The sequence below is a fragment of the Shimia sp. Alg240-R146 genome (assembly GCF_947331465.1).
Taxonomy (GTDB): domain Bacteria; phylum Pseudomonadota; class Alphaproteobacteria; order Rhodobacterales; family Rhodobacteraceae; genus Shimia.
Genome location: NZ_CAMZOK010000001.1, coordinates 439,881 through 466,375 on the forward strand (window position 1 = coordinate 439,881; position 26,495 = coordinate 466,375).

Sequence of the window (26,495 nt, forward strand, 5' to 3'; positions counted from 1 at the left end):
AATTCACAGCTTAGTCCCCTCCGCCAAACAAGGGCCGGCTCTCGCCGTTGCCCAAGGGGACCAAGGATCCCATGCCGGAGACGCCTGCGCCTTTGCGCAGCAAGGGAAATGCATTGACGCTGACCTGTTGCGCAACCTCTCGTCGTGGCGCATTCACGTTGTTGGCGGTGCGTGTTGCGACGCCAAGCGCAGGAATGTCAGGCAGATTTGCGAGGATTTGCCTGTAACGGGCTTTGTATTTGTTGGCATATTTCGGCGTCCGGGACTGATAGGCCGCCGCCGCAGAATCCCAAGACTTGGTTTCCCTGTAAAGCCGCGCCACGCGGTCGCAGGTTTCGCCATGTGACGCCTGCGCTATCGTTGGGCTCAGCAGCGCACAGAAAAGGCCCCTGAGAATGGTGGCGTAGCGCATTGCGATTCGCCGTAACGCAAGACGGATTTCTGCCGTCAAAACGTTGAAAAACTTCTGCTTTTTCATCCCGTGAGCTTTCTGCCAGTTCAGGAAACACCTAATGGCGGAATCTTTAGATTTGGTAAGCGCCGTTAAGACTTTCCGAGCCGGAAGCCGCTTATGAAGACGGCTCTGTCACCCGGTGCAATTCCAGCAGCTCGCTCAAGGTGTCACGGGCGTCTTTGCTGTCGCTCACTAGCGCGCGATTGCGTGTCAAAGCGCCGGTTTGCGCGTCGCTGTCTGCGGTGTCTGTGGCCGCAGCTTGCAACATGGCCTCTATGCGTTGGTAGACTTCGAGGTCCAGCGCGCTTAGTCCGCTGAGGTCTCCCCCCAACCAGGCCTCAAAGGCAGCCCGTTCGACTTCGCCCATCTCATGCAGGATTTCCGCTGCCGCCTGATGGTCACCCGCCATGGAACGTGCGCGAGCGCGCAGCGCATCGGCTTCTGATCCTGTGATACTCATCAACTCAGCTTCTGCGCGGCGCGGCAGCTTGTCTGCCAAAGCGACCTTGGCTTTCAGCAGATGCACCCCGGGCGTTGCATGCTCAATTGGGAGCGCTTGCAGCACACGTTTGGTTTGATCGTGAAACCCAAGGGCATATAATCTCTCTGCCAGCGTAACGGCTATTTCAGGCGCAAGCATGTCAGGGTTTGTCAGCTTTTGGGAGATGGCGTAGGTGAGGATATCGAATCCCTCCGCCTTGTCGATCAGGGCGCTGGCGACCTCGCTGCGGGTTTTTAAGGCGGCGTCCATACCGTCGATCTTGGCAATCTCTGCCACAACATCAAAAGCCGGAGTGAAGTCCTGTGCCAGCATGCGGGCCTGTGCGTGTGCGTTTCGCAAAGCCGGCCCCATCATGCCCGCCTTATGTTCTACGGCCAATGCGCTCACCAACGAAACCGTTTCGCTCGGAACAACGGTGTCCTGCGCAACGTGCGAGGCAATCAATTCCACAACGGCAGCTGGTGCCAATGTTGTGTTTTGAGCGGCCACTTTTTCCAGTTTTTGAACGGCGGCGTCAGTCTCGCCCAATTCAGCATGCAACGCAGCCTGAGCCATATCAAATTCAGGACCAGGGTCTGTGTTTGTCCGTTCGATCGAATTGAGCACAAGGCTTGCCGCTTCTACATGGCCCAATTCGACGAACCTGTTGCTCAAGACCGGTGCAAGATGTTCCCGCAAATTCACCGGCAGGCCGGCAAGCGTTTCCAGAGCACTGTCCACCGCTGTTTTTCCGGACAATTGTTGCCCGGACATGGCGGCCCAAAACGCCACGCTGGAGGCACAGTGACCTTGATCGAAAAACGGGTTGAACTTGGTCACATGGCCGGTTTCCACCAGTTGCGCCATTGCCGTCAAAACGGGATCTCTGTCGTTGTCGGGAATCCCGCGCAGGATTTGTTCGGCTTCAACCCCAAACGTGTGGGCAATGTAAAACCGCGCCAACGTGGTCATCGACTCTGACGACGTCAGGTCAAATTCGCCCACCATACCGGACCGGAGTTTTCCCAGATCGGTGGCAAAGTCGGTTTCTCCGGCCCAGCTTTCGATATCCAGTCGGCCGTCGGCAATGCATTCTGATGCACCCGCACGCCCGGCCAGCACAGTGGCGATCTCCTGAGCGGCCACGTCCATTGCATTGTAGGTGGTGACATTCAAAGGGTTCCGCATCATCTGCGACGCGTTGGCTTGGCCGTCAGTTAGCGCACGTTGGGGCGTGCCGTCAGGAGAAGTCATGTCTTCCGGCGTCTGAGGGTTCTGCGTCTGGGCCTCCAACAGGTTTTGCTCTGTTGCGCGATTGATCTGATTGATCACCTGTTGTGCGACCCGGCTAACTTTGTCCTGATCGCTCACATAGGCCTCAAAGTTCTGCGTCGGGTCGGGGACCTGGGCCTCAGGTGTCTCAACCGGTGTTGGCAGAGGAGGCGTTGGAACAGGCGTCGCTTCGGCCCAAGTGTAGCGGTATGGCTCTTTCTTGTCGGTCGACTCCATCTGCAAAAGGAAATTCGCAGGGATGGGCGCGACGGCGCGCGCGTCGGTGGCATCGCGAATGTCCATGATCACATGCCGGTCGTTGTACCAGGCGCTTGAGACCTCGCAATCGCAGCCCAGTTGCAAATGGACTTCGCCGGATTTGGGACTTGCCACAAGATTGCTCAGTCGGGTGCGCGGAATGCGCGTGAAAATGTCGTCCAGGTTAAAGGTGAAATCGTCGCCCTCAACCTTGAACGTATAGTCGCGCCCTGAGCCGGTTACACGCCATTGCGTGTCTGCCGAGGGCAAGGTGGCCACGAGACGTGTGAACCCCACGTGTTCCCCGGACTGAAACAGCACCGGCTCCGCCGACACGCTGGTCGCCAGAGCCAAAAATGAAACGGCAAGCCAATGGCGTGTCATGCGGCCTCCTTCTTCAGCGACTTGATGGCTTCCTCAAGTTCGCTGAACCCGGGACGGTTATGAGATGGGGTGTTCTGCCGTCCCACTTCGATACAGATGTTCGGAGAATGCTGATGCAGGTTTGCGACCAGAACTTCACGGATCAGCTTGTAGAAATGCGCATCCTCATCAACCACACTTTGGATCTTGGTGGCGAAGGGACCAACAAGACCATAGGCTAGGAAAACACCCAGGAAGGTTCCGACCAAGGCGCTGCCGATCATTTTACCGAGAATTTCCGGCGGCTGATCGATAGAGGCCATGGTCTTAATCACACCCAGAACGGCGGCAACAATTCCCAATGCAGGCAATGCATCCGCGACGGTCTGCAGCGCGTGCGACGAGTGGGCCATATCGTGAATATGCGCGTCGATTCGCTTCTCCAGGACTTCTTCGACCTGGTTGGGATCGTCGTAGTTCATAGAAGCCGAGCGCATGGTGTCAGCGATTAGGGCGATTGCTTCTTTGTCGGCCAGAATTTTTGGGTATTTGTTGAAGATATCCGATTCGGCGGGCGCCTCGATGTGCTCTTCAATGGCGACCGGGTTCTTGCGTGCGAGTTTTATCAACTCAAACATCAAACACAGAAGATCCCGATAATCCTCTTCTTTCCAGTGTGCCCCTTTGAAAACCTTGCCCACGTCCTTGAGCGTGTGTTTGACCACCGCGCCCGAGTTGGACACCAAAAAAGCGCCAACAGCGGAGCCGCCGATGATCATCATTTCCAGCGGAAGCGCCTTTGTGATGATTCCCAAATCGCCGCCGGACAATAAGAAGCCGCCGAAAATCATCACAAATACGACAATGATGCCAATGATACCAAGCACGCTGGTGTCTCCTGTTCTATCTTATCCAGCCTCAAACCACACAGTGGTTAAGACTGTTTTATTCCGTGGGCACATTTGCGTTCCGGCCGGCAAGAACCACGCTGATGGTATAGGCGGCATGCGGGCTCAGCCCGGCCATGACGCCGGCAGCGGAATCGGGGTTCATGCGGGCGATAAAGCCAGCGGCAAAGTCGGGGTCCATTTCCTCAAACAAGGCAGCCACATTTTTGGGCTTCATGGTTTCATAAACCCGTGTCAGTCGGCTTACGTCGTCATCCGCGGCGGATTCCGCCATGGCGATGACGTTGCGCAGACGGTCTTCGGCGGTTTTCAGTTCGGACAGTTTTCGGGCCACCTCTGCATCCGCGATGGACAATGCCTGCATACGGTTGCGGATTTCCTCTTCCTGCTTTTCAATGCGCTTCTCACGCTCATCAAATGCGGCCATCAGCGCGCGCAAATCTTCGGATTGTTCGCAAATTTGTGGCGAAGACATCGCCGCTAAGGGCGATTCCGTCGCGAAATCTTCGCGCGCGATCGCTTCGCTTGCGCCGATGCCAACACGCAAGACGGCAGAGGCCACAAGAAACGAAGATACGACAAGCAATGTACCACGCGGAGGCCGGGCCTGCGCCTGAGACTTGCCGCGAGCGCGTTTCCCGCCTTTTTCAGATTTTTGTTTGACAGCGGTCTTTTTTGACATCGTGCTGCCTCCTTTTCTTTTCGCTCAGATCAACTGGCGCGTTTGAACGCCATTTTCTGCGCGTCGCCGTTGGGTTCATCTTTTTTGACGCGCCGCTTGCGCTGTTTCCGCCGCTTGGCTTTGGGTTTGGCGGCCTCAGTTTCCATAGATTCGTCGGCAGCGTTCTGCCCTCGCTTGCCCTTTTTCGCGTCTTTCTCAGGCGCGCTGGTCTCGAGTTCATCCACCGGAGTGCCAAATTCGTTGTCATCAGAGTGACGCACGAACATCGTTGTTGATTCTGCCTTGCGGAACGCCTTCATCTCCTCGGGATCCGGAAGGTCGTGCATCGACGCGAGCAAAAGCTCCATGCGTTTGGAAGCGCCTTCGGCCCGTTTGGTCAATTCCTGCAACTGTTTGGTGGAGTTCCCCGCCGTCGCCTGCGCCGATTTTAAGGTGCGGGTCAGGTCATCTACCTGAGTCGACAAAACGGCAACCGCGCCACCAACACCTGCTTCTAGGTCGTTGAACTTGGCAAGGCGACGCGCCAGCACGTAGCAATAGACGCTGGCACCAAGCGCACCAGCCACCATCAGGATGTCTGCGATCATATTCATTTGGATTCTCCCGTTCAGCTCAGCACAAATTCCATGACCAACAGATCGCTCACGCGCTCTGATCCAGTCACGATTTGCACACGGCGCAACATCTGAGCGCGCAATTTCACCAGCGCGTCAGGCGATTCGATGTCTTCGGCGCTGAGCGCCCGTAAATATCCGTTCAGCACGTCGATAATGCGCGGCTTCACGCGTTCCACCTCATCCAGGTGCTCGTGGGGCACTTCCAATTGGGCGGCGAAGCGCAACAGGCTGGCAGGACCATCGGACGTCAGCGAAACAATGAAAGGCGCCAAGGCCACATATCCAACGTCGGGCAGGGCGTCTTTAGAGGTCTCAACGGTTTCCGCTGAGGCTGTGCTGGCAGGCTCCGAGCCGAATAGCATTCCGGAGTAGACAGCGAAAAAGCCACCGCCACCGCCAACCAGTGCCAGCACCAATCCGATGATCAGTGGGAGTTTTGATGCCTTTTTCGGCGCATCTTCAGTCTCGACGTTTGAGTCGGTCATAGCGAGAATCCAAATTCTTTGTTCTCGCTTTTCTAATCATACACTCACTAACCGATTGTTAAGTCGGATGCGTAAGAAGTCCCTGAGTGGCTGGATAGAAGATCCGGTCTGTCGGAGAATGAACGTGACACAAATTCTAAACACTTGGTCGGGTTTTGATATACGCCGCAAGGTCTTCATCATCGGTGCAACCGTGGCCGTTTTTGCGGCTGTTATGATGCTGGCAAAAATTGCGAGCCAACCGAAACTTACGCTTCTTTACAGTGGGTTAGAGAGTAGCTCCGCCGGTGATGTCGTGCGCTCCCTTGAGCAGCGTGGCGTGCCTTTCGAGGTCCGCGGCGGCTCAATTTTCGTGCCTGGCGGACAGCGGGACGAGCTGCGGATGACGCTGGCAAGCGAAGGTCTGCCGGCCAATACGACTCAGGGATATGAGCTTCTCGATTCGCTTTCCGGCTTTGGAACGACGTCACAAATGTTTGACGCGGCGTACTGGCGCGCAAAAGAAGGCGAATTGGCGCGCACCATCGTTGGCAGCCCGCAGATCAGCAAAGCGCGCGTCCACATTGCCAATGCCGGATCCAACCCGTTTCAACGCACCGTTAAATCAACTGCAAGTGTGACGGTCACGGCAACCGGTGGTGTTCTTCCCCAGAAAAATGCGCAGGCCTTACGGTTCCTGGTCGCCTCAGCAGTTGCGGGTCTGTCCCCTGAGGATGTCTCGGTGATTGATGGCAACGGTGGCCTTATCGGTGCGCTGGAAGAAACCAAAAGCTCAAACGGCGAGGATCGGGCCGATTCTATGCGGGCCTCTGTGCAACGTTTGCTCGAAGCGCGCGTTGGAGCAGGGAATGCGGTGGTCGAAGTCAGCATTGATACCGTGACCGAGTCCGAATCCATCGTTGAGCGCATCTTTGATCCCTCCAGCCGGGTCGCGATCAGTACAGAAACAGAAGAACGCAGCACCGATTCTCAAAACTCCGAAGGTCAGGTGACCGTTGCCTCCAATTTGCCGGACGGCGATGCCAACGACACCTCTGGGTCTTCAAACCAAAATCGTGAGACCCGCGAGCGGGTGAATTACGAAGTGTCGGAAACCCAGCGCGAAGTGGTACGCCAACCCGGCAGCATTCGGCGCCTGACGGTGGCCGTTTTGATCAACGGAACGCCACAGCTTGATGATGCCGGGAATCAGGTGATCGAGCCGCGCCCCGATGCCGAGCTCGAGGGCATGCGGGAACTTGTGGCCTCAGCGGTCGGCTTCGACGAGGCGCGGGGTGACGTGATCACTCTGAAATCCATGAATTTCCAACCCGCCAACCCGATGGGTACAGCAGCAGAAAGCTCGATGCTCAGCGGCATGCACCTTGATGTTATGTCGATCATCCAAATGGTGATTCTGGGTTTGGTGGCTTTGGGTCTTGGTATGTTTGTGGTGCGGCCACTGCTTGCGTCGCAAGGCGGCAGCACTGACGGCTCGGCGCTGGATGATAGCGGACCGGCGATGTTGCCCCCACTGGACGGTGGTGGTGACTTTGCGGCCTTGCCCGGGATGGGCGGCGATCTGCCGGCCATGGGCGATGTCGGGTTCCCAATGGCGCCCGCGTTTGACGGCGGCGAAATGGGCGGCTTGCCCGCGCCCGGCGGTTTGGACTCGCCCGAAGGCGATGCGGTGGAACGCTTGCGCTCTCTGATCAGCGATCGGCAGGAAGAAACCGTAGAAATCCTGCGCAGTTGGCTTGAGGACGGTCGGCAGGAGAAATCCGGATGAGCATTTCGCATTTGCTAGAAGATTTTGGCCACAGCGCAGAGATCGCAGCCAAATCCGCCACGCCTGAAACTGCGACCGAAGAGTCGCTGCTGGACAGCTACGAAACCGGCTACAAAGCGGGGTGGGAAGACGGCACCAAAGCGCGTGAAGATGCGCAAAAGTCAATCAGCGACGCTCTGGCGTCCAACCTTCAGGATCTGTCGTTCACCTATCACGAAGCCCACGAAGCCGTGCTTAGCGACATCGCGCCGATGGTGGAAAAGGCGATCATGACCGTGTTGCCGGAAATCGCCCGCAAATCCGTCGGCGCCGTCGTGGTTGAGGAGTTGCGTCAGATTATCGAGACGCACGGCGCCACAAAAGTGAAGCTTGTGACCTCTCCTGACGATCACGAAACGGTCGCCGCGATGTTGCCTCAGGACCTGCAATTCCCGGTGGCGCTGACAACCGATCCCGACTTGGCCTCTGGCCAGGCCCAATTTGAATTTGACACGCGTGAGCGCGAAATCGACCTGTCGGAGGTGCTTGGCGCCGTCGAACAGGCCTTTGCTGCGTTCACGCATGAAACCCGCAAGGAGGCCCAGAATGGCTGACGCAATGAAACCCGATGCAAGCAACCCGTTTACATCGGTTCCGGTGGAAATCACCATCTCCGTGGGCAAAGCCCGCCCTGCGATATCTGATCTGTTGAAACTTGGTCAGAACTCGGTTTTGCAACTGGATCGTCGTGTGGATGACCCGGTTGAGCTCTATATTGGCGACAAGATGATCGGTCGTGGTCAGCTTGAAGAGGTCGAAGGTGCCCAAGAAGGTCAATTGGCCGTGCGCCTGACTGAACTTGCGGACATGCAGGCCGGTCTGGGATGAGACGGGCGGCCATACTGGCCGTCGCCACAATCTTGGTTTTCGGCCTTGCGGTCGATCCGGCGATGGCCCAGGACACCTCGCTCGCGTCCAGTCTTGAGGGCTCTCTGACCTCGCGCAGCATTCAGCTTTTCCTGTTGCTCACTGTGCTGTCTCTGGCACCGGGCATCGCGATCATGGTGACCTGTTTCCCCTTTCTCATCACGGTGCTTTCCATCCTGCGACAAGGCTTGGGTCTGCAAGCGTCGCCACCCAACATGTTGCTGGTGTCGCTGGCCATGTTCCTTACGTACTTTGTGATGGAACCGGTTTTTCTCGCGGCTTGGTCTGAGGGCGTAACGCCTTTGCTGGCCGAAGAAATCAGCGCCGAGCTCGCTTTTGAACGCACGGTAGAGCCGTTCCGCATGTTCATGTCCAACCGCATGGATCCGGACACCTATCTGGCGTTGGCCGCGCTGCGTCCTGACGCGGCTGCCACCCTACCGGGACCGGATGCGCCGTTGTCGGTGCTGGTGCCAAGCTTCATGCTGTCAGAAATGGCGCGCGCGTTTCAGATCGGCTTTTTGATCTTCCTGCCGTTCCTGATCATTGACCTCGTTGTTGCCGCGGTTCTGATGTCGATGGGTATGATGATGGTGCCCCCCGCTATCGTGTCGTTGCCGTTCAAGCTCAGCTTCTTTGTGCTGGCTGATGGCTGGAGCCTGATCGCAGGCGCATTGGTGCGCAGTTACCTGTAACGACCGATTCTTACAGTATCGCATTTGTCAAAGCGGCCCTACTGGGGCCGCTTTTTGTTGTTGGCGCCAGCAGTTGGGCGTGCGGTTCCCTGACTAGGAGGGGGTGCCAGATGTGCTCAGAGTGTCTCTCAGACGCGGCTGCCGGTCCTTATGTCGAGCAAAAAGTGTCGCGGCCGACAAAAGGTCAGTCAAAGGGGATCTCTGACCATTTCGACAAACAAAAAGGGCGGAGCCATCTCTGGCCCCGCCCGTCTGACAACTCCCCAGACGTCAGACTTCCCGCGCATTTAACGTACGACAAACTCCGCATGTAGCGCGCCGGCCGCTTTGATGGATTTGAGGATGTCGATCATGTCATGCGGTGCCACGCCAAGCGCGTTCAGCCCGGCAATTACTTCAGACAAGGACGTGCCGCCCGCAACTTCCGCCAGGCCTGTGCCTTCGCCCTTGTCGATTTCGGCATCGGTGCGCGGCACCACCACTGTTTGACCGTTCGCAAATGGGTTGGGCTGCACTACCAAGGGCTGTTCTTGAATGCGCAGTGTCAGGTTGCCCTGCGACACGGCGACCCGCGAAATCCGCACGTCCTCACCCATGACGATAGTGCCGGACCGTTGATCGACCACCACCCGTGCTTTGCGTTCCGGCGCGACCAGAATGTTCTCGATTTGACCAAGCGCATGCGCAGCGGTTGGCTGACCTGTGCGTTGAATATCGACCTCTACCGTGCCGGCATCCGTCATCAAAGCAACCTGACGGCCAAAGGTGCGGTTGATCGCGTTTTCGATCCGTCCCGCAGTGGTGAAATCGGGTTCACGAAGCGCCAAGCGCATGCTCGTCAACGAGGTGAAATCAAACTCGATCTCGCGCTCGACGCGTGCGCCAGACGGTATCACACCAGCGGTTGGAACACCTTGTACCACGCCGCCGCCATCGCCCTGTGCAGAAATGCCGCCTGCAATAATTGTGCCCTGTGCCACAGCGTAGATTTCGCCGTCTGCGGCGTTCAGCGGCGTCATCACCAGCGTGCCGCCCAACAGGCTTTTGGCGTCACCAATCGCGGACACGGTCACGTCGATTTGCCCGCCAGCCCGTGAAAACGGCGGCAGCGTGGCGGTGACAAACACCGCAGCCACGTTTTTGGGCCGCAGCTGTTCGCCCGTCACGTTCACGCCCAAGCGTTCCAGAATGTTGGACATGATTTCTTCGGTGTAGGGCGCGTTGCGCAGGCTGTCGCCTGTGCCGTTCAGGCCCACAACCAGACCGTAGCCGACAAGATCGTTGTCACGCACACCGTCAAAGTTAACCAGATCCTTGATGCGAATTTCATTCGCCAAAACCAGTGAAGGCAAAAGGATCAGCGCGCTCAATACTTGAGCGACTTTCAGGAGAAGTTTCATCTCATATAATCCATAAGGGACATGCTGTTGAGCCGCGCAGTGATGGTGTAAACCATCTCCAACTGAACCTGCACAGCTTGGTATTGGCCGGCCACTTCTGTGGTGTCGACGGTCACAATATCGTTCTTGGCCATCGAGAAGCTGGCGCGAGAGGCAGCGTTGCCGGCGGCCGCAATTTCGATACGCTCTTCGGAGTAGCCAAGGTTGGCCCGCGTCTGGATGATTGCATCCTGATTGGCCAACATCGCTTTGCCCGCCGTGTCCAACAGCTCAAGCTTGTCGGTGTTATTTAGGCCAAGACCAGGGTCATTGGCGATGGCGGCAATGGCGGTGTCGCGCAACAGTTGGCGGATCTCCGCGTTGTCAGCTTTAATCTGAACAGAAGTGCTTTCGGTTTCGCTTAGCTGAAATGGGGAAAGCTGGTTTGCCGATCCAAGGTAGCCCACAGTTTCGAACCCACCACCTGGTGCCATGAACCAATCGTCGATCGCGGTAATGACGTCGTTAACGGTGGCCGACCCGGCCACAGCGGCGGACAGATGGGTCATCATATCAGTTGCAGAAATGGTGGCGGCCCCGTCCGTGGCAGCCCCGGCAAACATTGACTTGTCACCCGAACGACCGTTCAGCGCGGCGACCATCGTCTCAAAATCCTGCATAGCCAGATCGCTGACAGTGGTGGCTGAACCGCCAGTCCCGCTGCTGGCTGTGGTGATCAACGACTCGCTCAGATTGGAGGACATCGAATGCAAGCGGTCCAAAGTGGTCTGCATCGCACCTGTGAACAGCTTCGCGTCCAGCGTTGACTGGTCATAGCTGTCCAGAACTGTCAACTGACGCTCGATATCATTTAACGCACGAAAGTCGCCCCCAACCGATGACCCGATGTCCGATTTCAGACCCGACGCCAGCTCTTGGCCAAGCCGGTTGAAGTCATCTTTGACCGAGGTCATTTGGCGTTGCATCGCCAGATGCTGAGCCAACGTTCCAAATCCCGCAATTGACATGGTTTAGATCCTCAATAACGTGTCCATCATGTCGTCCACAGCCTGAATGATTTTCGCATTCGCGGCATAGGCCTGTTCGATGAGCATTAGGTTTTGCATTTCGGTGTCTGTGTCGACGCCCTGTGCCAGCTCCATAGACACAAGAGTGTCCTGTTGCGCGGCGGCAAAAGTCAGAGCTGAGTCGCTGGTGACACGGTTCGTTGTGTAGGATGAATGCAGGTTTCCGAACATTTCGGACATGCTGACGGCCTTGGACCCCAATGCGCCGGATCCCGGTACAGTGGAAGTTTGTACCGCATCCACCAGATTGGTCAGCAAGCTGTTGTCACCCACATCACCTGGCGCCGCCGCGCCCATCCCGTCACGCAGACGCCAATATTCTCCGGCTCCGTCGGGCGATACCAACCCATTGATGTCCAGTCGACCGGACAGGCCAACTTCATTGGTTGGATCAAAGGCTGCGCCGCCATCCGTAAAGAGGCCGGGGTCGCCCGGCGCAAGGGTCGGGTCTGCGCCACTGTTCTGAAAACGATCCACAAGGTCGCGGGCGATGGCGTCCAATTCGGCCTGTGCGGTCACGGCATGTTCGTCGCGAACTTGAAACTGAGCTGACAGTTTGCCGCCAGCCAAGGGTCCACGGTCCGGATCGGTACTGAGAGCTTGGCCATCGATGCTCAGACCAGACAATAGTCCATTGCCCTGAGTCATATGCGGCATGATCGTTGGTGTCGGTGTGAACTCGATTTCGAAGGCTTTGCCGTCCAAAAGCGTTGCACCGTTTGAGGAATAAAGCGCCACGCCACCGTTGTCGCGCTCCATGATGCGCACCGGCACAATTTCATTGATCTGGTCGATCACCTGCTGGCGCTGGTCCACCAAGGTTGCGGTGTCTTTGCCTTGCACCGCAGCCTGGGAGATCTTTTTGTTCAGGGTTTCGGTTTGCGACAGCAGTCCGTTCAGACCATCCACCATCTTTCCGATTTCCGAATCGGCCTGCTCGCGCATGTCTTTGATGCCGTCGGCCGATGCATTGATTCCCTGCACCAACTCGCTGGCTCTATCTGCCACGCTTTGCAGGCGTCCGTCACTTTCGGGTCCGCCTGTTGCCGAGATTAGCGCGGCTTCAAATGCCGAAAATTTGCCGGACAGGCTGGTGCTTTGATCGGGTGTTCCGACCAGCGTTTCGAGACGCGTAAAAAAGGTGTTGTTTACGCTGGCTTGGCCGGCCACCGCATCGGCAGTCCGCCGCTCCGCCAACAAAACAGGATCCGAATGACGGGTCACCCCGTTGATCAGAACGCCGCCGGTCTGTGCGTTGGTGCCCAATGACAGGCTGCGCACAGAATACCCGCGCGTCATAGCGTTGGCGATATTGTTGGATGTGACTTGCGCATTTCTGGACGCGGCCGAAAGGCCGGACATGGCGTTTGTCAGGGCTCCTGTAAGACTCATATCTTGGCTCCTACTTAAAATTCAGCCGCGTCAGTTTTTATCAGCGTTTGATGTTGGTGGTTTCCTGCAACATCTCATCCACGGTCTGGATGATCTTTGCGCTCGAGCTATAAGCCCGCTGGGTCTGGATCAGATCGGTCAGCTCTTGCGCCACATCCGTGGCAGAAGCTTCGCGCGCATAAGAAACAACTTCACCGGTTGGTCCTGTGCCAGCGTCCCACAGATAGAAAGACCCGCTTTCGTTGGTGGGCACATAGGTGCCGTAGTTCAGCGCGGTCATGCCGTTCGGGTTGGCCATGTCCACCAGAGGTACCTGAGCAATCGTTTTGGTGATGCCGGTGCTATAGTAGGCGTGCACCATCCCGTTTGCATCAATTTCGACCGACGTCATGGTGCCGACGGCCGAGCCGTCCTTGTTGATCGTGAGTGGCGCAAAATCATACCCAAGCTGGGTCAGGCCACCGGTGCCGCCAATTTCGCCGATGTTAAGTTCAAGCGGTCCGCCAGCCACAGTCAGAATCGAACTGCCAGTGAGAGGATCATACGCGCCACCCGATACCGTGGTTACAGCAGCCAAAGCGCCGCCATCGGTACGGCTGTCATCAAAGGTTAGGTTATACTCACCGACGACCGCGCCGCCAGAGGCGCTGTCGGTGACAACCATGGTCCATTGGTTCGTCGCCGGAGCACCGGCCGCGGCTACCACAGGCGTGAAAGAGATATCCAAGGTTTCAGAGAACCCGAGGTTGCCGAAATATTCGACGCTCATTGTGTGTGGCGTACCGGGTGCGCCGTCCTCAGTATCAATCGCAGGCAGGTTGACCCCAAGTTCCAGATTGGTTGTCGGAGAGCCCACCAGAGACGTGGTCGACAAGCGCACAGGTTCTAGGGAATCAGAGGAAGTTCGCGGATAAGACGGGATCGTGCCATCCGCATTCGCAGGCCAGCCCAACAAGGTCAGGCCCGTGTCCGACACAAGGTATCCCTGCGCATCAGGCAGGAACGATCCGGTGCTGGTCAGCATCATGGTCGGGTTGTTCACATTGGCGTTGATCTCGGTTGAGGACGCCACCGGCAGGAAACCACGGCCGTTCAACGCCAGGTCTGTCGGGTTGGAGGTCGACACCAGAGATCCACCTTCGGTGATCAGGCGGTTTGTCGTCGCCTTCACGCCACCTGCGGAATAGGATCCACCGCCGTTGCCGGTCACCATAGAATGAAAATCGGTTGAAGCTCGGCGATACCCATAGGTGCCCGAGTTCGCAATGTTGTCTGAAATAGCACTGAGTTTTGTTGAGTTCGCCGCGAGGCCTGCGACGCCCGCGTTGAGCGAGGATGAAAGTGACATGATACGCCTTTCTGCTGTAACCGTTAGGATTGGTGATAGGCAAACGCGATTAACAGCCTGCTAACGGATAAAATCTTACCGGTTTAAACTCCTAATCGCGCAGCAGGATGATCTCGATCCGGTTGTTGCGGACATCCCGGGGCATGTTTGACACCAATTCACGGTCAGCATTTCCGACCACACGGTGTAACCGATGCGGGAGCACACCATAAGTTTGCAGCATACCGCGCACAGCCTGCGCGCGGTCGGTCGAAGTATCCCAAACTTTTGATTCGCGTTGGACGATGGGCTCGGATCGCACGTGGCCCTTGATCGCGATACCACTGGTCACCATGTGCGAAGCTATTGCAATGATTTCAACAAGATCACCCGTAATCGGCATGGGTATGGCGGTGCCTTCCACAAACAGCGGCTCGTCTTCTGCGGCAAAGAGCTCGATCACCAGACCCTCGTCCGTCAACCGCGTGACCACGTGCTTTTTGATGTTGTCCTTCAGAAAGCTCTCGCCGCCGCCGCCGACCAGATAATCTTGGATCTCGACGAATTTTTCACTGACGCGGAACGCCGTATCATCGGACTTTTCGGTTCCGGGGGTGCCCGCGAGTTGGGTTGGCAGGCCGCCCCGACCAGAGCGGGACAGGATCTGCTCTTCGGTGACGTTTTTGCCGCCGAACATGTGGCTGCCGCCGCCGGCGATTCGGTTCAGCGGGATCGTGGGGCTGAAGTATTCCGCGAGTCCGAGACGTTGTTCTTCGGATGTGGCGTTGATCAGCCACATTAAAAGGAAAAACGCCATCATCGCCGTTACAAAGTCTGCATAAGCGATTTTCCACGCGCCGCCATGGTGACCGCCTCCGGCGATAACCTTCTTGCGTTTGATGATGATTGGCCTGTTGGAATTGTCTGCCATCTGAGAACCTGCTTGCACGTGCAGGGCCACATTTAGAGTCGAGGCATTACTCCAGCCTTAATGACAGCCAATTTTCCGCAGACAATTAACCTTCTTTTTCAGAGGGCGCGGATGGCTGTTCCAAGGCGGTGCGCAATTGCTGCATAACCTCGGTCCTTGGCAACCCCTCTGGGATGGGCGGCAACACCTCCACTTCGATTGTGCCCGGAAACTTCAATGCTGTGCCCGAAGGCCAGCAATGACCGGATGCAACCCGTACGGGCACCAGAGGCGCCTTGGCCAATTGATAAAGGACGCCAACCCCGGTTTGCAGCGCGTCGGTCCCGTCCGTGCGCCGTGTTCCCGATGGAAAAATCAACAGGTTGCGGCCAGCGGCCACGGTGTCGGCCCCATTGCGGAACCCTTCGCGCAAGGCGTCGCCACCACCGGCCCGCGCCACCGGAATATGGCCCAATTTCCGTGTTAATGGCCCAAAGACCGGAAATGAGAAGATCTCTTCTTTTGCGTACATCACCGGCCGGTTCAGCAAATACTGAAAATGCAGCGTTTCCCACGTGCTTTCGTGCTGGGACGCAATCAGAACCGGCCCGTCCGGCAGGTTTTCCAACCCGGTGATCCGATAGCGAATGCCGCAAAGATATCGCACCGCGCCGCTCTGAAGTCTCAAATACAGTGCACAAATGCGAAAGACCGTGCGTTCCGGCAGCAGTATCAGCGGATAGATCAGCAAAAACGGCACGGCTAGCGCAATTGAGACGCCGTAAAACGCAGCCGTGCGCAGGTAATCCACAAACCGCGGCGGGGCAGGAGGCACAGGTGCTTTTGGGGACATTTCACACTCCATGTCTGCGCAGGATCCCTGAACCTCGCGGCGCACCGGTTCTGTGTGTACGCTAAATAGGCCCGTTGCCCTTGTTATGATCAATCACACGCGCAACGGCTAGGGTGAATTTCGATGGTATTTGCGTTGACTGCGTGGCACGATCAAACAGAACGCAGCGGGAAGGTTTTTGGCGAATGACAGGGCGGGCATGTGAGAACCGGAATTCTTCGCGCACACGTCGTCTGCTTCCAGTCCTTTCGCTCTGCTGTGCTGCGATATTCGCCACCTCTCCGGCTTTGGCTTTTGAGGTCAAACTAACAGGCATTGCCCAAGACAGCCCTCTTCAGGACAGTCTGTCGGCCGGCTCTCTGGTCTTTCAGGCGCAAGCCGAAAACTTAACTGACGGTCAGGACATCGTTGCGGCCGCGCAGGCCGACTATCGGCGCCTGATCGGCATTCTTTACGAGGCCGGCTATTTTGGCCCGGCAATCCGAATCCGCGTAGATGGCCGAGAGGCCGCCGAGATTTCGCCATTTGCCAATATCACCTCGGTTCGACAGGTAGAAGTGAACATCGCCACCGGACCACAATTCCTTTTTGGTACAGCGCAGATCGCGCCGCTGGCCGCAGAAACGCAGCTGCCCGAATCGTTCCAAAGTGGTCAGCCGGCGTCGGTGTCCGCGATCGAGGATGCCGCCAAGTCTGCGGTGGATGGCTGGCGCGCGCAAGGCCACGCCAAGGCGCAGATCGCAGGTCAGTCCGTTACCGCAGATCATCGCGCCGCGGAGCTGGATGCAAAGGTCGACGTCGACCCAGGACCGGAACTGAGCTTTGGCACGCTGATTTACGAAGGCGGTTCTGATGTGCGGGACAGTCGTGTACGACGCATCGCCGATTTGCCAACCGGAGAGAAGTTTAGCCCCGAAGAAGCCCGCCGCGTGGCCTCCCGACTTCGACGCACGGGCACATTTCGGGCGGTTGATTTGCGCGAAGGCGAAACTCCAAATCCGGACGGCTCTTTGGACATGCACCTGACACTGGTGGATGACAAAAAACGGCGCATCGGATTTGGCGCCGAACTCGAAAGCCGTGATGGCCTCAGCCTGTCGGCATTCTGGCTGCACCGCAATCTGCTTGGCGGTGCCGAGAATTTGCGTTTTGACGCGTCCATCGAAAACATTGGCGCACAAAGTGGCGGCATGGGTTTTCGCATTGGCACACTGTATACCCGCCCGGCTACTTTTGACCCCAACACTGAATTGACGGTTGGCTTTGAAATCAAACAAGAAGATGAACCGCTTTATTGGCTGCGTCAGGTAGGCTCCTCTGTGTCTTTGCGCCGCGTGCATTCGGAGAGGTTTGAGACCGAGATTGGACTGGCCTTTGCCATCTCGGAAGTCGACGACAACTTCGGCACCCGACATTTTTCGATCTATGGCCTGCCGGTTCGGATGAAATACGACGCGCGTGACGACATCGTCGACCCGACACGCGGCTACTTCCTCAGCGCAACCGCCTTTCCGTACCTCGGTTATTCGGATGCCACCAACGGCTTGATGCTGACGGGTGACCTGCGCGGCTATCGCGGCGTTGGTTCTGACAATCAGGTGATTTTTGCGGGTCGTTTGCAAGTTGGGTCAATCATAGGCCCAACCATCCGTGAAACACCGCCCGATCTGCTGTTCTTTTCCGGCGGCGGCGGCACCGTGCGTGGTCAGCCCTATCAATCCAACTTTGTGTCGGTTGGCGGGATCGACAGTGGGGGCCTCTCCTTTCTTGGCCTGTCCGGAGAGATGCGAGTGCGCGTCAGCGAGACGATTTCCGCCGTGGCCTTTTATGACGCGGGTTTTGTCGGCGAGAGCTCTAACATCACCGGCGCGGGCAATTGGCACGCGGGTGCTGGACTTGGCGCGCGCTACAACACCGGTTTCGGGCCGTTGCGCGTTGACCTTGGCTTGCCGGTTTCAGGCGACACATCTGGTGGTCCCCAACTTTATATTGGCATAGGGCACGCATTCTGATGCGCTGGATTGTTCTCCTCCTTTTGGCCCTGCTGCCCATTTCGCTTATGGCGCAAACCGCCACAGAAGTGCCTGAAGCCAGCGAAGAAGACAAAGGCCGGCTAGCAACCTTTATCGAAAACCAACTGTCCGGCACGGGACGGGAGGTTGAGGTCATTGGCCTGCGCGGTGCGCTCAGTTCACAGGCCACGCTCCAAGAGTTGCGCATTTCTGACGACACCGGCATCTGGCTCACGTTGTCGGGCGTCACGCTCAACTGGAACCGGCTTGCGGTTTTGGCGGGCAACTTCGACGTCAATCAGCTCAAAGCCGACAAGATCGTCCTGACCCGTATTCCAACAACCACCGCTGACCCCGAAGCACCCAAGGCCGAAGCTACGCCGTTTGCCCTGCCTGAACTGCCGGTCAGCATCAACATCGCCGATCTTTCTGCGACGCGGATCGAACTTGGTGAGGCTGTGTTGGGCGAGTCGCTGGCGCTCTCGCTTCAAGCGCGTCTGATCCTTGCGGGTGGGGATGGAGAGGTGCTGTTGAATGCCACGCGGCTTGATGGCGCGTCCGGACATTTCCTGATTGATGCGGCCTACTCCAACACCACGCGCGACCTGCGACTGGATTTGAACGCCTCCGAGGCATCTGGCGGTATTGTCACCACACTCGCAGGCATCCCCGGAGCGCCTGCGATCGAATTGACCACGCTTGGCGCAGGCCCGATTGACGATTTCACCGCAGACATTCGCCTTGCCAGCGATGGTCAGGATCGATTGAAGGGGCAGGTCGTTCTGTCTGCGGAACCGGACCAGACCGACACCGAGGCTTTGGTGCGCACAGTGCAGGCCGACCTGCGCGGCGACATCGCGCCGCTTTTTGATGATGAATTCCGCCGTTTCTTTGGCAGTGACATCGGCCTGACCACTTTTGCCCGTCTGTTCCCGGACGGTCGCGTGACTCTCGAAAACCTTTCGCTTTGGACAGCCGCATTGAACCTGACTGGCGATCTGGAGTTGGCGGCCACGGGCATGCCCAGCCAGTTCGGCCTGAACCTGCGGATGCGCGATCCTGACGGCACGCCGATGCTGCTGCCAGTGGCGGGCGACCCGATTCAGCTGAATCAGGCGAACCTGACCGCCAGTTTTGACGCAGACAAAGGTGATCGCTGGACCTTGGACGGTACCCTTTCCGGTCTGGATGCGCCCGCAATCGGTCTGACCAAGCTTGGCATTTCCGGCCACGGTCTGATTAATCGGGATGCCCCCCGCAAGGTTTCCGCTGATCTGCTGCTGAACATGGCCGGATTGCGCATGGAAGACGCGGGCCTTGCCGAGGCCGTCGGCTCCGATGGCACGCTGTCAGCCAACCTGATTTGGAACGAAGGCGCGGCTCTCGAAGTCTCGGCATTTGAGCTGCTGTCCGGCGGTCTTGTGGCGCGGGGCAACGCAACCCTCAGCGGTTTGTCAAACTCCCTTGCTGTTGACGGCAAAGCCCGCCTTCTGGTGCCGGATGCAACCCGGTTTGCGGCTCTGGCTGGTCGTGATGTGTCCGGCGAAGTGTTGGCTGAGGTGTCAGGCAAATTCGCCACGTTGGACCGCGCGTTTGACGGTCAAGCCTTTGTGCGCAGCCGCGATCTCGCCCTCGGCGAGCCTCAGATTGATGCCCTAATCAAAGGCGAAGCCACGGTCACCGTTTCCGCCGCGCGCGACTTTGACGGGCTGACCCTGCGCGATTTTACGGCCAAGAGCGACGCCATTGACGTGGGCGCACAGGGCGCTCTGTCCAGCGCCGCCGGTGATCTCAGCTTTTTTGCCAAACTCACGGACGTCGCCTTGGTGGTGCCGGATATCGCCGGGCCCGCATCGCTGCGCGGTCGTGCGCAGATGGAGGACGGCGATTGGAGCATTGATGCCGCCGCAACTGGCCCTGCGGACACATCGGTTACCGTTCTCGCCACTCTGCCTCAGGGCGGCGGGGGCAAGGCGGACTTTGATCTCGAAATCGCGCGCGTTGAAACCTTCCTTCCCACCTTGCCGGGCCGCGCTCGCGTTTCCGGGTCGGCGGAGCAGGATGGACCCCTTTGGCAAGTCGCGCTTGATGCCACCGGACCGTTTGATTCCACTTTGAATGGGGCTGGCACGGTGGATCTTCAGGGTAACAAAAATGCTGTGAAGCTGACGGGCTCCTTACCGCTGGCCGTCGCCAATCGCGCGCTGTCGCCCAATTCCATTCAAGGCACTGCGCAACTCGACATGGCCCTCAACGGCGCGCTTGACCCGAAAAACCTTACCGGCACAGTCTCAATCGGCGGCGCGCGTATGGCGATGCCTGAATTGCGAATGGCTTTCAACGACATCGGCGGCACCGTCACTCTGCGCGAGTCCACAGCGGCGGTGGACTTTACCACGACATATTCCGGAGGTGGTCAAATTGCGGTGAATGGCACCGTTGGCCTGACCGCGCCGTTTAACGCCAACCTGCCGGTCCAGCTCATAAACATCACTCACCAACAAGGCCGGCTTCTGGAAACTTCGGTTGATGGCACCATCGCCCTATCCGGCCCTTTGACGGGCGGCGGCCAAATTTCCGGTGATTTGGTGTTGGGAAAAACCGATATCCGCATCAGCGCCGGCGCGCTGGGCGGTGTCGGCAGTATCCCCGACATCGTGCACATCGGAGAATCCGGCGATTCTTTGATGACAAGAACCCGCGCCGGTGTGATCAAAAAGGACAGCCAGCGCGGCGGCGGCGGCCGGCCCTTTGGTCTGGATATCAATGTTCGCACCGGAGAGCGGATCAATGTGTCCGGTCTTGGCCTGAACGCCGATTTTGATGGTGGGCTGACCCTGGGGGGCACGACCGCGAACATCGTGCCCGAAGGAGGGCTGGACCTGATCCGCGGCCGGATGAGCTTTGTCGGCAAGACGCTCGAGCTTGAGGAAGGCCGCGTTGCCTTGGCCGGAGGATTTGTGCCCACAGTGCGCATCGTCGCAATATCGGAACAGTCCGAAGCCACGATCCGTTTGATCGTTGACGGGTTTCTGGAAGACCCAGATATTGAACTGACTTCGGATCCGGAATTGCCGGAGGACGAGGTTCTGTCGCAACTGTTGTTCGGTCGCGACATCGCCAACATTTCTCCGATTCAGGCGATTCAACTGGCCCGCGCTGTGGCGTCGATGTCCGGTGGCGGCGGTGGTGGCGGTCTCTTCAGCCTCAACGTCGAGAACGGCGGCGGCGTTGGGCTGACCACAGGGGGCTATCTGAGCGAAAATCTCTACACAGAAATTGGCGTCGACAGCGAAGGCAAAAGCAGCATCGATCTGAATCTCGACCTCAACGACAAGATCACCATCAAAGGCCGCGTCAACTCCGAGAGCGAAACCGGCATTGGGATCTTTTATCAGCGCGACTATTGATCGCGGCGCAACGCTTTCAGACACATCTCACGCAATTGGTCGCGCTTTGCGTCGGTCAATTCCGCGCCTAAGGTGCGCTGCCATTTCAGCGTGTTGCGGATTGCGCCGCCGATAAAGCCCCCCATGACGCTGACGTCGCCCTCAATCAACCAGCCATCGGCCTGCAACTCAATCAACAGATCGCGGATAAACTTCGACGTGCGTTCAAAGCTGCTCAACACTTCTTCGGCTGGCAAAAGCGGTACGTTGGACAGGTATTCAAACAGGCTGGCCTGCTGCGGTTCCGCCCAGAAAAAGCTGATCTGATTGTCGATGTAACGTGCCAGTCTGTCTGGCGCATCCGTTTCGGGAACATCTCCGACCACAAGGTTTTCTTCGACCACGCGCGCCAAATTGTCGTACACCGCGCGGATAAGAACATCCTTGTTTTCAAAGTGGTTATAAAGCGAGCCCGTTGCGACCCCGGCACGACTGGCTATTCGCGCCATTGAGGCCTGCGTGCCGTGTTCCACCAGCATCGCCGCCGTGGCCTCAAGAATCTTGTCGCGCATTCTGCAAAATATCCCCGTGCGTTACACCATTGAACAAGTGTTCATTGACGGACACTAAAGCGCGGCGGCCTCTCGAACAAGAGCGGCGACTGACGCAATTAATGCGACAAAGATCGGAGAGGCTCACGCCATGCCCATGGGCAATTGCGCGGCATAGCTCCACTGCCGAGGAGATTGCCCGTACATGCGTTTGAACTCTCGGCTGAATTGAGAAGAACTCACATACCCCACATCCAGCGCTGCCTCGCTGACATTCATCCCGCCTGCGATTTTCATCGCGGCGTTGTTCAGGCGCATGGATTTGACAAATTGGATGGGCGACATAGTCGTCGCCTGCTTGAATTTACGATGAAACACCGCGCGGCTCATCCCGACCTGAGCGGCTAATTCATCAATGGTAACGGGTTTGTCCAAACAAGACGACAGATGCTCAATCGCCCGCGAGATTTCGTTCCCCGCCCCAAAGGCGCGCCGCGCCGAATCTCCTGCGGCCCCCTTTAGCACCGCGTAATAAAGCTCTCGAAGCCGACTGTCGCCGAGCACAGTCGTATCCGACGGGCTGTCCCCCAATTGCAGCAATCTCAGCAATGCGTCGGTAAAGGACACGTCCCATGGGGCAAGCGTGAGCCCCTGCGGAAGCGGCCCGCCTTTGGGCCGGCGAACGGCACCGGGTGCGTTTTCCATATGGATCGCGAGCTCGGTCATGACACGTGGGTCCAACGATATGATTACACCCAAAAGCGGGTTTTCGGGCGATGCTGCCGGTGTGCCGGCCTCCACTGGCATCGATGTGGGACAACACATGTACTGACTGCTGTCATAGACATATCGCTTGCCGTCCAAAATGGCTTCTTTGACCCCACTGACGATGGCCACCACGGTGGGTTCATAAACCGCCGGGGCACAACGAAGCGGCGACGTGATACGAAATAGCTGCACACCCTTGATACCGGTGTCGACCATGCCATCTTCGTGGGCACGGGATTCAATCAGGGATTTGATCTGCTGCTTGCTCATACAGGGACCGTAACACCGAGAAAATGCGCATTTCAATCTGGGTGACACGAATAGGCATGTATTAGCGACTATTTCGCCTGTTTTTGAGTGAAGATGAGATTTATCTTAGTTTTTGAGATTGAAGCATCCCTCGGCGCACCACCGCATCACCGTTGGCAGGAGAAACAAGATGACACCTAAAAAATTTGGACCCAACGGCTGGACCCCTGACCGGATCGGGTCTTTGACTGGCAAGACATATGTCATCACTGGCGCCAATGCCGGTGCTGGATTTGAGGCCGCGCGAACGCTCCTGTCCAAAGGCGCGCGGGTGGTGATGCTGAACCGGAGCACCAACAAGTCAAATGACGCCATCGCCACCCTGAAACAGGAATTTGGCACGGGCGCTGATGTGACATTCGTGCAAATGGACCTCGCCGTACTGGCGTCCGTTCGCGACGCCGCTGCGGAGTTGTTAGGGCAGGTGGCCCGGATCGACGCGCTCATATGCAATGCGGCTATCGCTCAGGTCGCCAATCAAGAAATCACTGTGGACGGCTTTGAAAGTCAACTTGGGGTGAACCACTTTGGTCACTTCCTGTTGTGCGGACTGCTCTTTGATCGCATCGAGGAGTCCTCAGGGCGTGTCGTGGTTGTTGGCAGCAATGCCTACAAAATGGGACTGAAGAAAATTCAGTTTGATGACCTGAATTTCGACACGAAATACACCGCGTGGAACTCCTATGCGCAAAGCAAGTTGGCACAGATGATGTTTGCCTATGAATTGCAGCGCCGGGTTCAAGCCGCAGGCAAATCGGTTCAGGTTCAGGTCTGCCATCCCGGCGCGTCGCGCACCAATTTGCTCAAAGACACGGCCAGCCGGTTCAACAAAGTTTTGTGGGCCATTCTCTCCCGCATCGTCGCACAATCCGCTGAAAAGGGCTCTTGGCCCGAGGTCATGTGTGCGACAGAAAACAGCCTTGAGTTGGAAAGGCTCTATGGTCCGACCAAGCGGTCACAGACGGTGGGCCCAATCGACGCCTGTCCCTTGGATGACTGCGCCCTCGATAAAGACATGGCCGCTAAGCTGTGGACGCTGTCAGAGGAAAAGACGTCCCTAAGCTGGGCGCCGTAAAAGCTGACTTCTGCGCGCTTAGGCCCATAAATCCGTCGACAGGTATTTTAACCCGCTGTCACAGATTACAACGCCAATGACGCCGCCCTTCTCTGGTCCCGCCAACAATTCAAGTGCGGCCGCGACATTGGCTCCGGCGGAAAATCCGCCGAAGATGCCTTCTTCTTTGGCCAGGGCCCGCGTTGTGTCGCGGGCTTTGGCGCCGGTGACAGTCACGAACCCATCTACCTGCGCGTCGCGCAAGAACTCCAAATCCGCCATAGCATAGCCGCCGCCCTGTATCGGATGATCAGGCGACGTGACCGCAGTGCCCGCCAAGGCGGCGGCGCCCTCCGGCTCCACAACATATCCACGCACCTTCGTGTCTAATCCTTTCAGCGCCTTAACGGTGCCGGCGTAAGTGCCGCCAGAGCCCGCAAAATCCACAAACGCCGTGAGTGTCTCGTCGCTGTCGCGCCAGATCTCCGGCCCCGTGGTTTCAAAATGCGCCCGCGCATTGCCGGTATGGTGAAACTGATCCGCCCGAAACGCGCCCCGCTCTGTCACGATCCGGCGTGCCACTTTGTCGACTTCTTCGAGATCGCCGCCCGATACCTGGCCTGTCACCGAACCCGGAAGTTGATCCACCAACACAACCTCAGCCCCCAACGCTTCCATCATCCGCGCCCGCTCCACTGAATTGCCTCGACTCATGACGGCAACAAACGGATAGCCTTTCAGACCGCACACAATTGCCAATCCAGTGCCCATGTTGCCGCTGGTCAGTTCCACCACCGTCTGTCCGGGCCGCAGATCCCCGCTTGCCTCTGCCATCTCAATGATGCCCTTGGAGGCGCGGTCTTTTTTGGAAAAGCCGGGGTTCAAGTAGTCCAGCTTTGCCAGAATTCGGCCTTCCAGCCCACGCGCAGCCACCAACCGGTCTAACCACACAGACGGCGTGCCGCCAATCACGTCTAACAAGCTCTCAGCTGCCATGTCGCTCTCCCCAGATTGTAAACGAGGACCACATTGGCGGCGAATCTGTCAAAGGCCAAGAGGGACAAACAGCGTGGTGTCATTGGTCGCGGCCAATCACTTGGATCACGCGCCCTCGAAATTTGACCGATTGGCCAAATTTCGCCGATTCCCGAAGCCAACTCAACCGGCTTTAGGCCACTCTTGGCCTATGGAGTTGGCTGGCTGAGCCATTCGCCGCGCAGCCAGCCGTGCGGTGTTCGACGCCGCTTTACCCTTCAAAAATGCCGATCTAGAGCCGCGTCACACCTCAAACATTGGAGCGGTATCATGCCGACAAGACCTTTGACGATCCTGCTTGCAGGGATCGGTATCAACCTTTCTATTGGCGTTCTCTACGCCTGGAGCGTCTTCAAAGACGCCCTGATCAATGACCTTGGCTGGACCGCCACACAGGCCTCCACGCCCTACAGTGTCGCCATCATTGTGTTTTCCATCGCCACGCTTGCAGCTGGCGTGATGCAAGACAAAATCGGTCCCAGACGTATCATCATGGTCGGCGGCGGCCTTGTTGGCGCGGGCATGATGCTTACCGGCCTGCTGACCAATCCGGTCGCAGTGGTCATCACCTTCGGGGTGGTCGTCGGCTCCGGTATCGGCTTTGCCTATGCCTGCGTGACACCTGCCGCGATGAAGTGGTGGCACCCCTCGAAAAAAGGCCTCGTCAGTGGCCTGATCGTGGGTGGCTTCGGCTTTGGTGCGGTCTATGTCGCTCCGCTGACCAATATACTTCTGGATGCCTACGGTGTGCAGACCGCCTTTGTGATCCTCGGCGCCGGTATCACCGTTGTTTCCGTGAGCCTCGGTATGACCGTGGTCAACCCGCCCAAAGGATACGTGGCTGAGGGCCCTAAAGACTGGGCACCGAAAGCCACCGACACTGGCATCGAAATGACATGGCGCGAAATGCTCAAGACCCGTCAGTTCTATTTCCTGTTTGTCATGTTCGCTCTGGCCTCCAGCGCCGGTGTCATGCTGATCGGCAACATCACCCAGATTGGTGCTCTCCAGGTCGGTCTAGAGGGCGCGGTTTACCTCGTCAGCCTGCTGGCGATTGCCAACGCAGCCGGTCGTGTGATCGGCGGTATGGTGTCGGACAAACTCGGCCGCGTGAACACGCTGATCGTTGTCTTCGTGCTGCAAGCCGCAAACATGTGGCTGTTCATGGGCATCTCGACCGAAGTCATGCTCATCGCAGGCGCCATCATGGGCGCGATGTTCTATGGCACGTTGCTCAGCGTCTTCCCGTCTTTGACGGCTGACTTCTTCGGCCTCAAAGGCTACGGCGCCAACTATGGCCTTGTCTATCTTGGCTGGGGTCTGTCGGGCGCATTGGGTCCGGTGATCGCCTCTCGCAGCTTTGACACTGCCGGCAACTTCACTTCGGCTTATATGATCAGCGCGGCCATGCTTGCGGCTGCGGCCTTGATCGCCTTCGTGACCAAACCACCTTCGCGTCCAAGCGAAGTCACAGAGCCTAAGGCGGTCCCTGCCGCAGTTTAAGCGAAGCCACCAAAAGCAAAGCCCCGCCCGATCCCA

General features: G+C 57.7%; 23 protein-coding genes. 8 read left to right on the forward strand and 15 right to left on the reverse strand.

Annotated elements, in window-relative coordinates; all coding sequences use genetic code 11:
- Window positions 1-10 precede the first annotated feature (10 nt).
- The 6 genes from PG871_RS02180 to PG871_RS02205 all read right to left on the reverse strand — a co-directional run bounded on the left by PG871_RS02180 (window position 11) and on the right by PG871_RS02205 (window position 5,520).
- Window positions 11-478: a hypothetical protein gene (locus tag PG871_RS02180; protein WP_270725520.1), complete on the reverse strand. Its 468-nt coding sequence runs from the start codon at window positions 476-478 to the stop codon at window positions 11-13.
- A gap of 91 nt (window positions 479-569) precedes the next feature.
- Entirely contained in the window at window positions 570-2,849 is a 2,280-nt protein-coding gene (locus tag PG871_RS02185; protein ID WP_270725522.1) for a hypothetical protein, read from the reverse strand.
- The gene (motA, locus tag PG871_RS02190; RefSeq protein WP_270725524.1) at window positions 2,846-3,715 is read right to left on the reverse strand and encodes a flagellar motor stator protein MotA; all 870 of its coding nucleotides are present in this window, start codon (window positions 3,713-3,715) and stop codon (window positions 2,846-2,848) included. The genes PG871_RS02185 and motA overlap by 4 nt, the downstream gene beginning before the upstream one ends.
- Window positions 3,716-3,773: 58 nt before the next feature.
- Window positions 3,774-4,418 carry a MotE family protein gene (locus PG871_RS02195; protein WP_270725526.1) on the reverse strand — a complete coding sequence of 215 codons (645 nt, stop codon included), beginning with the start codon at window positions 4,416-4,418 and terminating at the stop codon, window positions 3,774-3,776.
- 29 nt (window positions 4,419-4,447) lie between these two features.
- Complete coding sequence (locus PG871_RS20315; protein ID WP_443020455.1) at window positions 4,448-5,011, reverse strand: hypothetical protein; 564 nt, start codon at window positions 5,009-5,011, stop codon at window positions 4,448-4,450.
- Window positions 5,012-5,025: 14 nt separating this feature from the next.
- Complete coding sequence (locus PG871_RS02205; protein WP_270725528.1) at window positions 5,026-5,520, reverse strand: flagellar basal body-associated FliL family protein; 495 nt, start codon at window positions 5,518-5,520, stop codon at window positions 5,026-5,028.
- A gap of 118 nt (window positions 5,521-5,638) precedes the next feature.
- Between PG871_RS02205 and fliF the strand changes: the two genes are divergently transcribed.
- From fliF to fliP, 4 genes are read left to right on the forward strand one after another with little or no spacing between them, the layout of a single operon-like run.
- Complete coding sequence (gene fliF / locus PG871_RS02210) at window positions 5,639-7,288, forward strand: flagellar basal-body MS-ring/collar protein FliF (RefSeq protein ID WP_270725530.1); 1,650 nt, start codon at window positions 5,639-5,641, stop codon at window positions 7,286-7,288.
- A complete protein-coding gene (locus tag PG871_RS02215) occupies window positions 7,285-7,881 on the forward strand; it encodes a FliH/SctL family protein (protein ID WP_270725532.1) in 597 nt (198 codons plus the stop codon). The genes fliF and PG871_RS02215 overlap by 4 nt, the downstream gene beginning before the upstream one ends.
- A complete protein-coding gene (locus PG871_RS02220) occupies window positions 7,874-8,155 on the forward strand; it encodes a FliM/FliN family flagellar motor C-terminal domain-containing protein (protein WP_270725534.1) in 282 nt (93 codons plus the stop codon). The genes PG871_RS02215 and PG871_RS02220 overlap by 8 nt, the downstream gene beginning before the upstream one ends.
- Window positions 8,152-8,889, forward strand: a complete 738-nt coding sequence (fliP, locus tag PG871_RS02225; RefSeq protein ID WP_270725536.1) for a flagellar type III secretion system pore protein FliP — start codon at window positions 8,152-8,154, stop codon at window positions 8,887-8,889. The genes PG871_RS02220 and fliP overlap by 4 nt, the downstream gene beginning before the upstream one ends.
- 287 nt (window positions 8,890-9,176) lie before the next feature.
- On the opposite strand, the gene PG871_RS02230 is transcribed toward fliP, so the two are convergent.
- The 6 genes from PG871_RS02230 to PG871_RS02255 all read right to left on the reverse strand — a co-directional run bounded on the left by PG871_RS02230 (window position 9,177) and on the right by PG871_RS02255 (window position 15,838).
- Complete coding sequence (locus tag PG871_RS02230) at window positions 9,177-10,289, reverse strand: flagellar basal body P-ring protein FlgI (RefSeq protein WP_270725538.1); 1,113 nt, start codon at window positions 10,287-10,289, stop codon at window positions 9,177-9,179.
- Entirely contained in the window at window positions 10,286-11,296 is a 1,011-nt protein-coding gene (locus tag PG871_RS02235) for a flagellin (protein WP_270725540.1), read from the reverse strand. The genes PG871_RS02230 and PG871_RS02235 overlap by 4 nt, the downstream gene beginning before the upstream one ends.
- 3 nt (window positions 11,297-11,299) lie before the next feature.
- Window positions 11,300-12,748 (reverse strand): flagellar hook-associated protein FlgK, encoded by a 1,449-nt coding sequence (gene flgK, locus PG871_RS02240; RefSeq protein WP_270725542.1) that lies wholly within the window; start codon window positions 12,746-12,748, stop codon window positions 11,300-11,302.
- Between the two features lie 40 nt (window positions 12,749-12,788).
- The gene (locus tag PG871_RS02245) at window positions 12,789-14,096 is read right to left on the reverse strand and encodes a flagellar hook protein FlgE (protein ID WP_270725544.1); all 1,308 of its coding nucleotides are present in this window, start codon (window positions 14,094-14,096) and stop codon (window positions 12,789-12,791) included.
- A gap of 91 nt (window positions 14,097-14,187) precedes the next feature.
- Entirely contained in the window at window positions 14,188-15,006 is an 819-nt protein-coding gene (locus tag PG871_RS02250) for a flagellar motor protein MotB (RefSeq protein WP_270725546.1), read from the reverse strand.
- Window positions 15,007-15,091: 85 nt separating this feature from the next.
- Entirely contained in the window at window positions 15,092-15,838 is a 747-nt protein-coding gene (locus tag PG871_RS02255; protein WP_270725549.1) for a lysophospholipid acyltransferase family protein, read from the reverse strand.
- A 185-nt stretch (window positions 15,839-16,023) separates the two neighbouring features.
- On the opposite strand from PG871_RS02255, the gene PG871_RS02260 reads away from it, so the two are divergent.
- Both PG871_RS02260 and PG871_RS02265 read left to right on the forward strand, forming a co-directional pair.
- Window positions 16,024-17,850 (forward strand): autotransporter assembly complex protein TamA, encoded by a 1,827-nt coding sequence (locus PG871_RS02260; RefSeq protein WP_270725551.1) that lies wholly within the window; start codon window positions 16,024-16,026, stop codon window positions 17,848-17,850.
- The gene (locus PG871_RS02265; protein WP_270725553.1) at window positions 17,850-21,260 is read left to right on the forward strand and encodes a translocation/assembly module TamB domain-containing protein; all 3,411 of its coding nucleotides are present in this window, start codon (window positions 17,850-17,852) and stop codon (window positions 21,258-21,260) included. The genes PG871_RS02260 and PG871_RS02265 overlap by 1 nt, the downstream gene beginning before the upstream one ends.
- Here PG871_RS02265 and PG871_RS02270 read toward each other — a convergent pair.
- On the reverse strand, window positions 21,254-21,811 hold the full coding sequence (locus PG871_RS02270; protein WP_270725555.1) for a TetR/AcrR family transcriptional regulator: 558 nt from the start codon (window positions 21,809-21,811) through the stop codon (window positions 21,254-21,256). The genes PG871_RS02265 and PG871_RS02270 overlap by 7 nt on opposite strands.
- A gap of 123 nt (window positions 21,812-21,934) precedes the next feature.
- Window positions 21,935-22,828: an AraC family transcriptional regulator gene (locus PG871_RS02275; protein ID WP_270725557.1), complete on the reverse strand. Its 894-nt coding sequence runs from the start codon at window positions 22,826-22,828 to the stop codon at window positions 21,935-21,937.
- A gap of 169 nt (window positions 22,829-22,997) precedes the next feature.
- Between PG871_RS02275 and PG871_RS02280 the strand changes: the two genes are divergently transcribed.
- Window positions 22,998-23,942, forward strand: coding sequence for an SDR family oxidoreductase (locus tag PG871_RS02280; protein ID WP_270725559.1), 945 nt, complete (start codon window positions 22,998-23,000; stop codon window positions 23,940-23,942).
- Window positions 23,943-23,960: 18 nt separating this feature from the next.
- Here the strand turns inward: PG871_RS02280 and PG871_RS02285 are convergent, their stop codons facing one another.
- Entirely contained in the window at window positions 23,961-24,917 is a 957-nt protein-coding gene (locus tag PG871_RS02285; protein WP_270725561.1) for a PLP-dependent cysteine synthase family protein, read from the reverse strand.
- 309 nt (window positions 24,918-25,226) lie between these two features.
- Here PG871_RS02285 and PG871_RS02290 point away from each other — a divergent pair, with 309 nt between their 5' ends.
- Window positions 25,227-26,459, forward strand: a complete 1,233-nt coding sequence (locus PG871_RS02290; protein WP_270725563.1) for an L-lactate MFS transporter — start codon at window positions 25,227-25,229, stop codon at window positions 26,457-26,459.
- Window positions 26,460-26,495 lie beyond the last annotated feature (36 nt).

What these genes read in the sequence shown, in the direction of transcription:
- PG871_RS02180 (WP_270725520.1), bottom strand. Translation starts at nt 478, where the DNA reads ATGAAAAAGCAGAAGTTTTTCAACGTTTTGACGGCAGAAATCCGTCTT.
- PG871_RS02185 (WP_270725522.1), bottom strand. Translation starts at nt 2,849, where the DNA reads ATGACACGCCATTGGCTTGCCGTTTCATTTTTGGCTCTGGCGACCAGC.
- PG871_RS02195 (WP_270725526.1), bottom strand. Translation starts at nt 4,418, where the DNA reads ATGTCAAAAAAGACCGCTGTCAAACAAAAATCTGAAAAAGGCGGGAAA.
- PG871_RS20315 (WP_443020455.1), bottom strand. Translation starts at nt 5,011, where the DNA reads ATGAATATGATCGCAGACATCCTGATGGTGGCTGGTGCGCTTGGTGCC.
- PG871_RS02205 (WP_270725528.1), bottom strand. Translation starts at nt 5,520, where the DNA reads ATGACCGACTCAAACGTCGAGACTGAAGATGCGCCGAAAAAGGCATCA.
- fliF (WP_270725530.1), top strand. Translation starts at nt 5,639, where the DNA reads ATGAACGTGACACAAATTCTAAACACTTGGTCGGGTTTTGATATACGC.
- PG871_RS02215 (WP_270725532.1), top strand. Translation starts at nt 7,285, where the DNA reads ATGAGCATTTCGCATTTGCTAGAAGATTTTGGCCACAGCGCAGAGATC.
- PG871_RS02220 (WP_270725534.1), top strand. Translation starts at nt 7,874, where the DNA reads ATGGCTGACGCAATGAAACCCGATGCAAGCAACCCGTTTACATCGGTT.
- fliP (WP_270725536.1), top strand. Translation starts at nt 8,152, where the DNA reads ATGAGACGGGCGGCCATACTGGCCGTCGCCACAATCTTGGTTTTCGGC.
- PG871_RS02230 (WP_270725538.1), bottom strand. Translation starts at nt 10,289, where the DNA reads ATGAAACTTCTCCTGAAAGTCGCTCAAGTATTGAGCGCGCTGATCCTT.
- PG871_RS02235 (WP_270725540.1), bottom strand. Translation starts at nt 11,296, where the DNA reads ATGTCAATTGCGGGATTTGGAACGTTGGCTCAGCATCTGGCGATGCAA.
- flgK (WP_270725542.1), bottom strand. Translation starts at nt 12,748, where the DNA reads ATGAGTCTTACAGGAGCCCTGACAAACGCCATGTCCGGCCTTTCGGCC.
- PG871_RS02245 (WP_270725544.1), bottom strand. Translation starts at nt 14,096, where the DNA reads ATGTCACTTTCATCCTCGCTCAACGCGGGCGTCGCAGGCCTCGCGGCG.
- PG871_RS02250 (WP_270725546.1), bottom strand. Translation starts at nt 15,006, where the DNA reads ATGGCAGACAATTCCAACAGGCCAATCATCATCAAACGCAAGAAGGTT.
- PG871_RS02255 (WP_270725549.1), bottom strand. Translation starts at nt 15,838, where the DNA reads ATGTCCCCAAAAGCACCTGTGCCTCCTGCCCCGCCGCGGTTTGTGGAT.
- PG871_RS02260 (WP_270725551.1), top strand. Translation starts at nt 16,024, where the DNA reads ATGACAGGGCGGGCATGTGAGAACCGGAATTCTTCGCGCACACGTCGT.
- PG871_RS02265 (WP_270725553.1), top strand. Translation starts at nt 17,850, where the DNA reads ATGCGCTGGATTGTTCTCCTCCTTTTGGCCCTGCTGCCCATTTCGCTT.
- PG871_RS02270 (WP_270725555.1), bottom strand. Translation starts at nt 21,811, where the DNA reads ATGCGCGACAAGATTCTTGAGGCCACGGCGGCGATGCTGGTGGAACAC.
- PG871_RS02275 (WP_270725557.1), bottom strand. Translation starts at nt 22,828, where the DNA reads ATGAGCAAGCAGCAGATCAAATCCCTGATTGAATCCCGTGCCCACGAA.
- PG871_RS02280 (WP_270725559.1), top strand. Translation starts at nt 22,998, where the DNA reads ATGACACCTAAAAAATTTGGACCCAACGGCTGGACCCCTGACCGGATC.
- PG871_RS02285 (WP_270725561.1), bottom strand. Translation starts at nt 24,917, where the DNA reads ATGGCAGCTGAGAGCTTGTTAGACGTGATTGGCGGCACGCCGTCTGTG.
- PG871_RS02290 (WP_270725563.1), top strand. Translation starts at nt 25,227, where the DNA reads ATGCCGACAAGACCTTTGACGATCCTGCTTGCAGGGATCGGTATCAAC.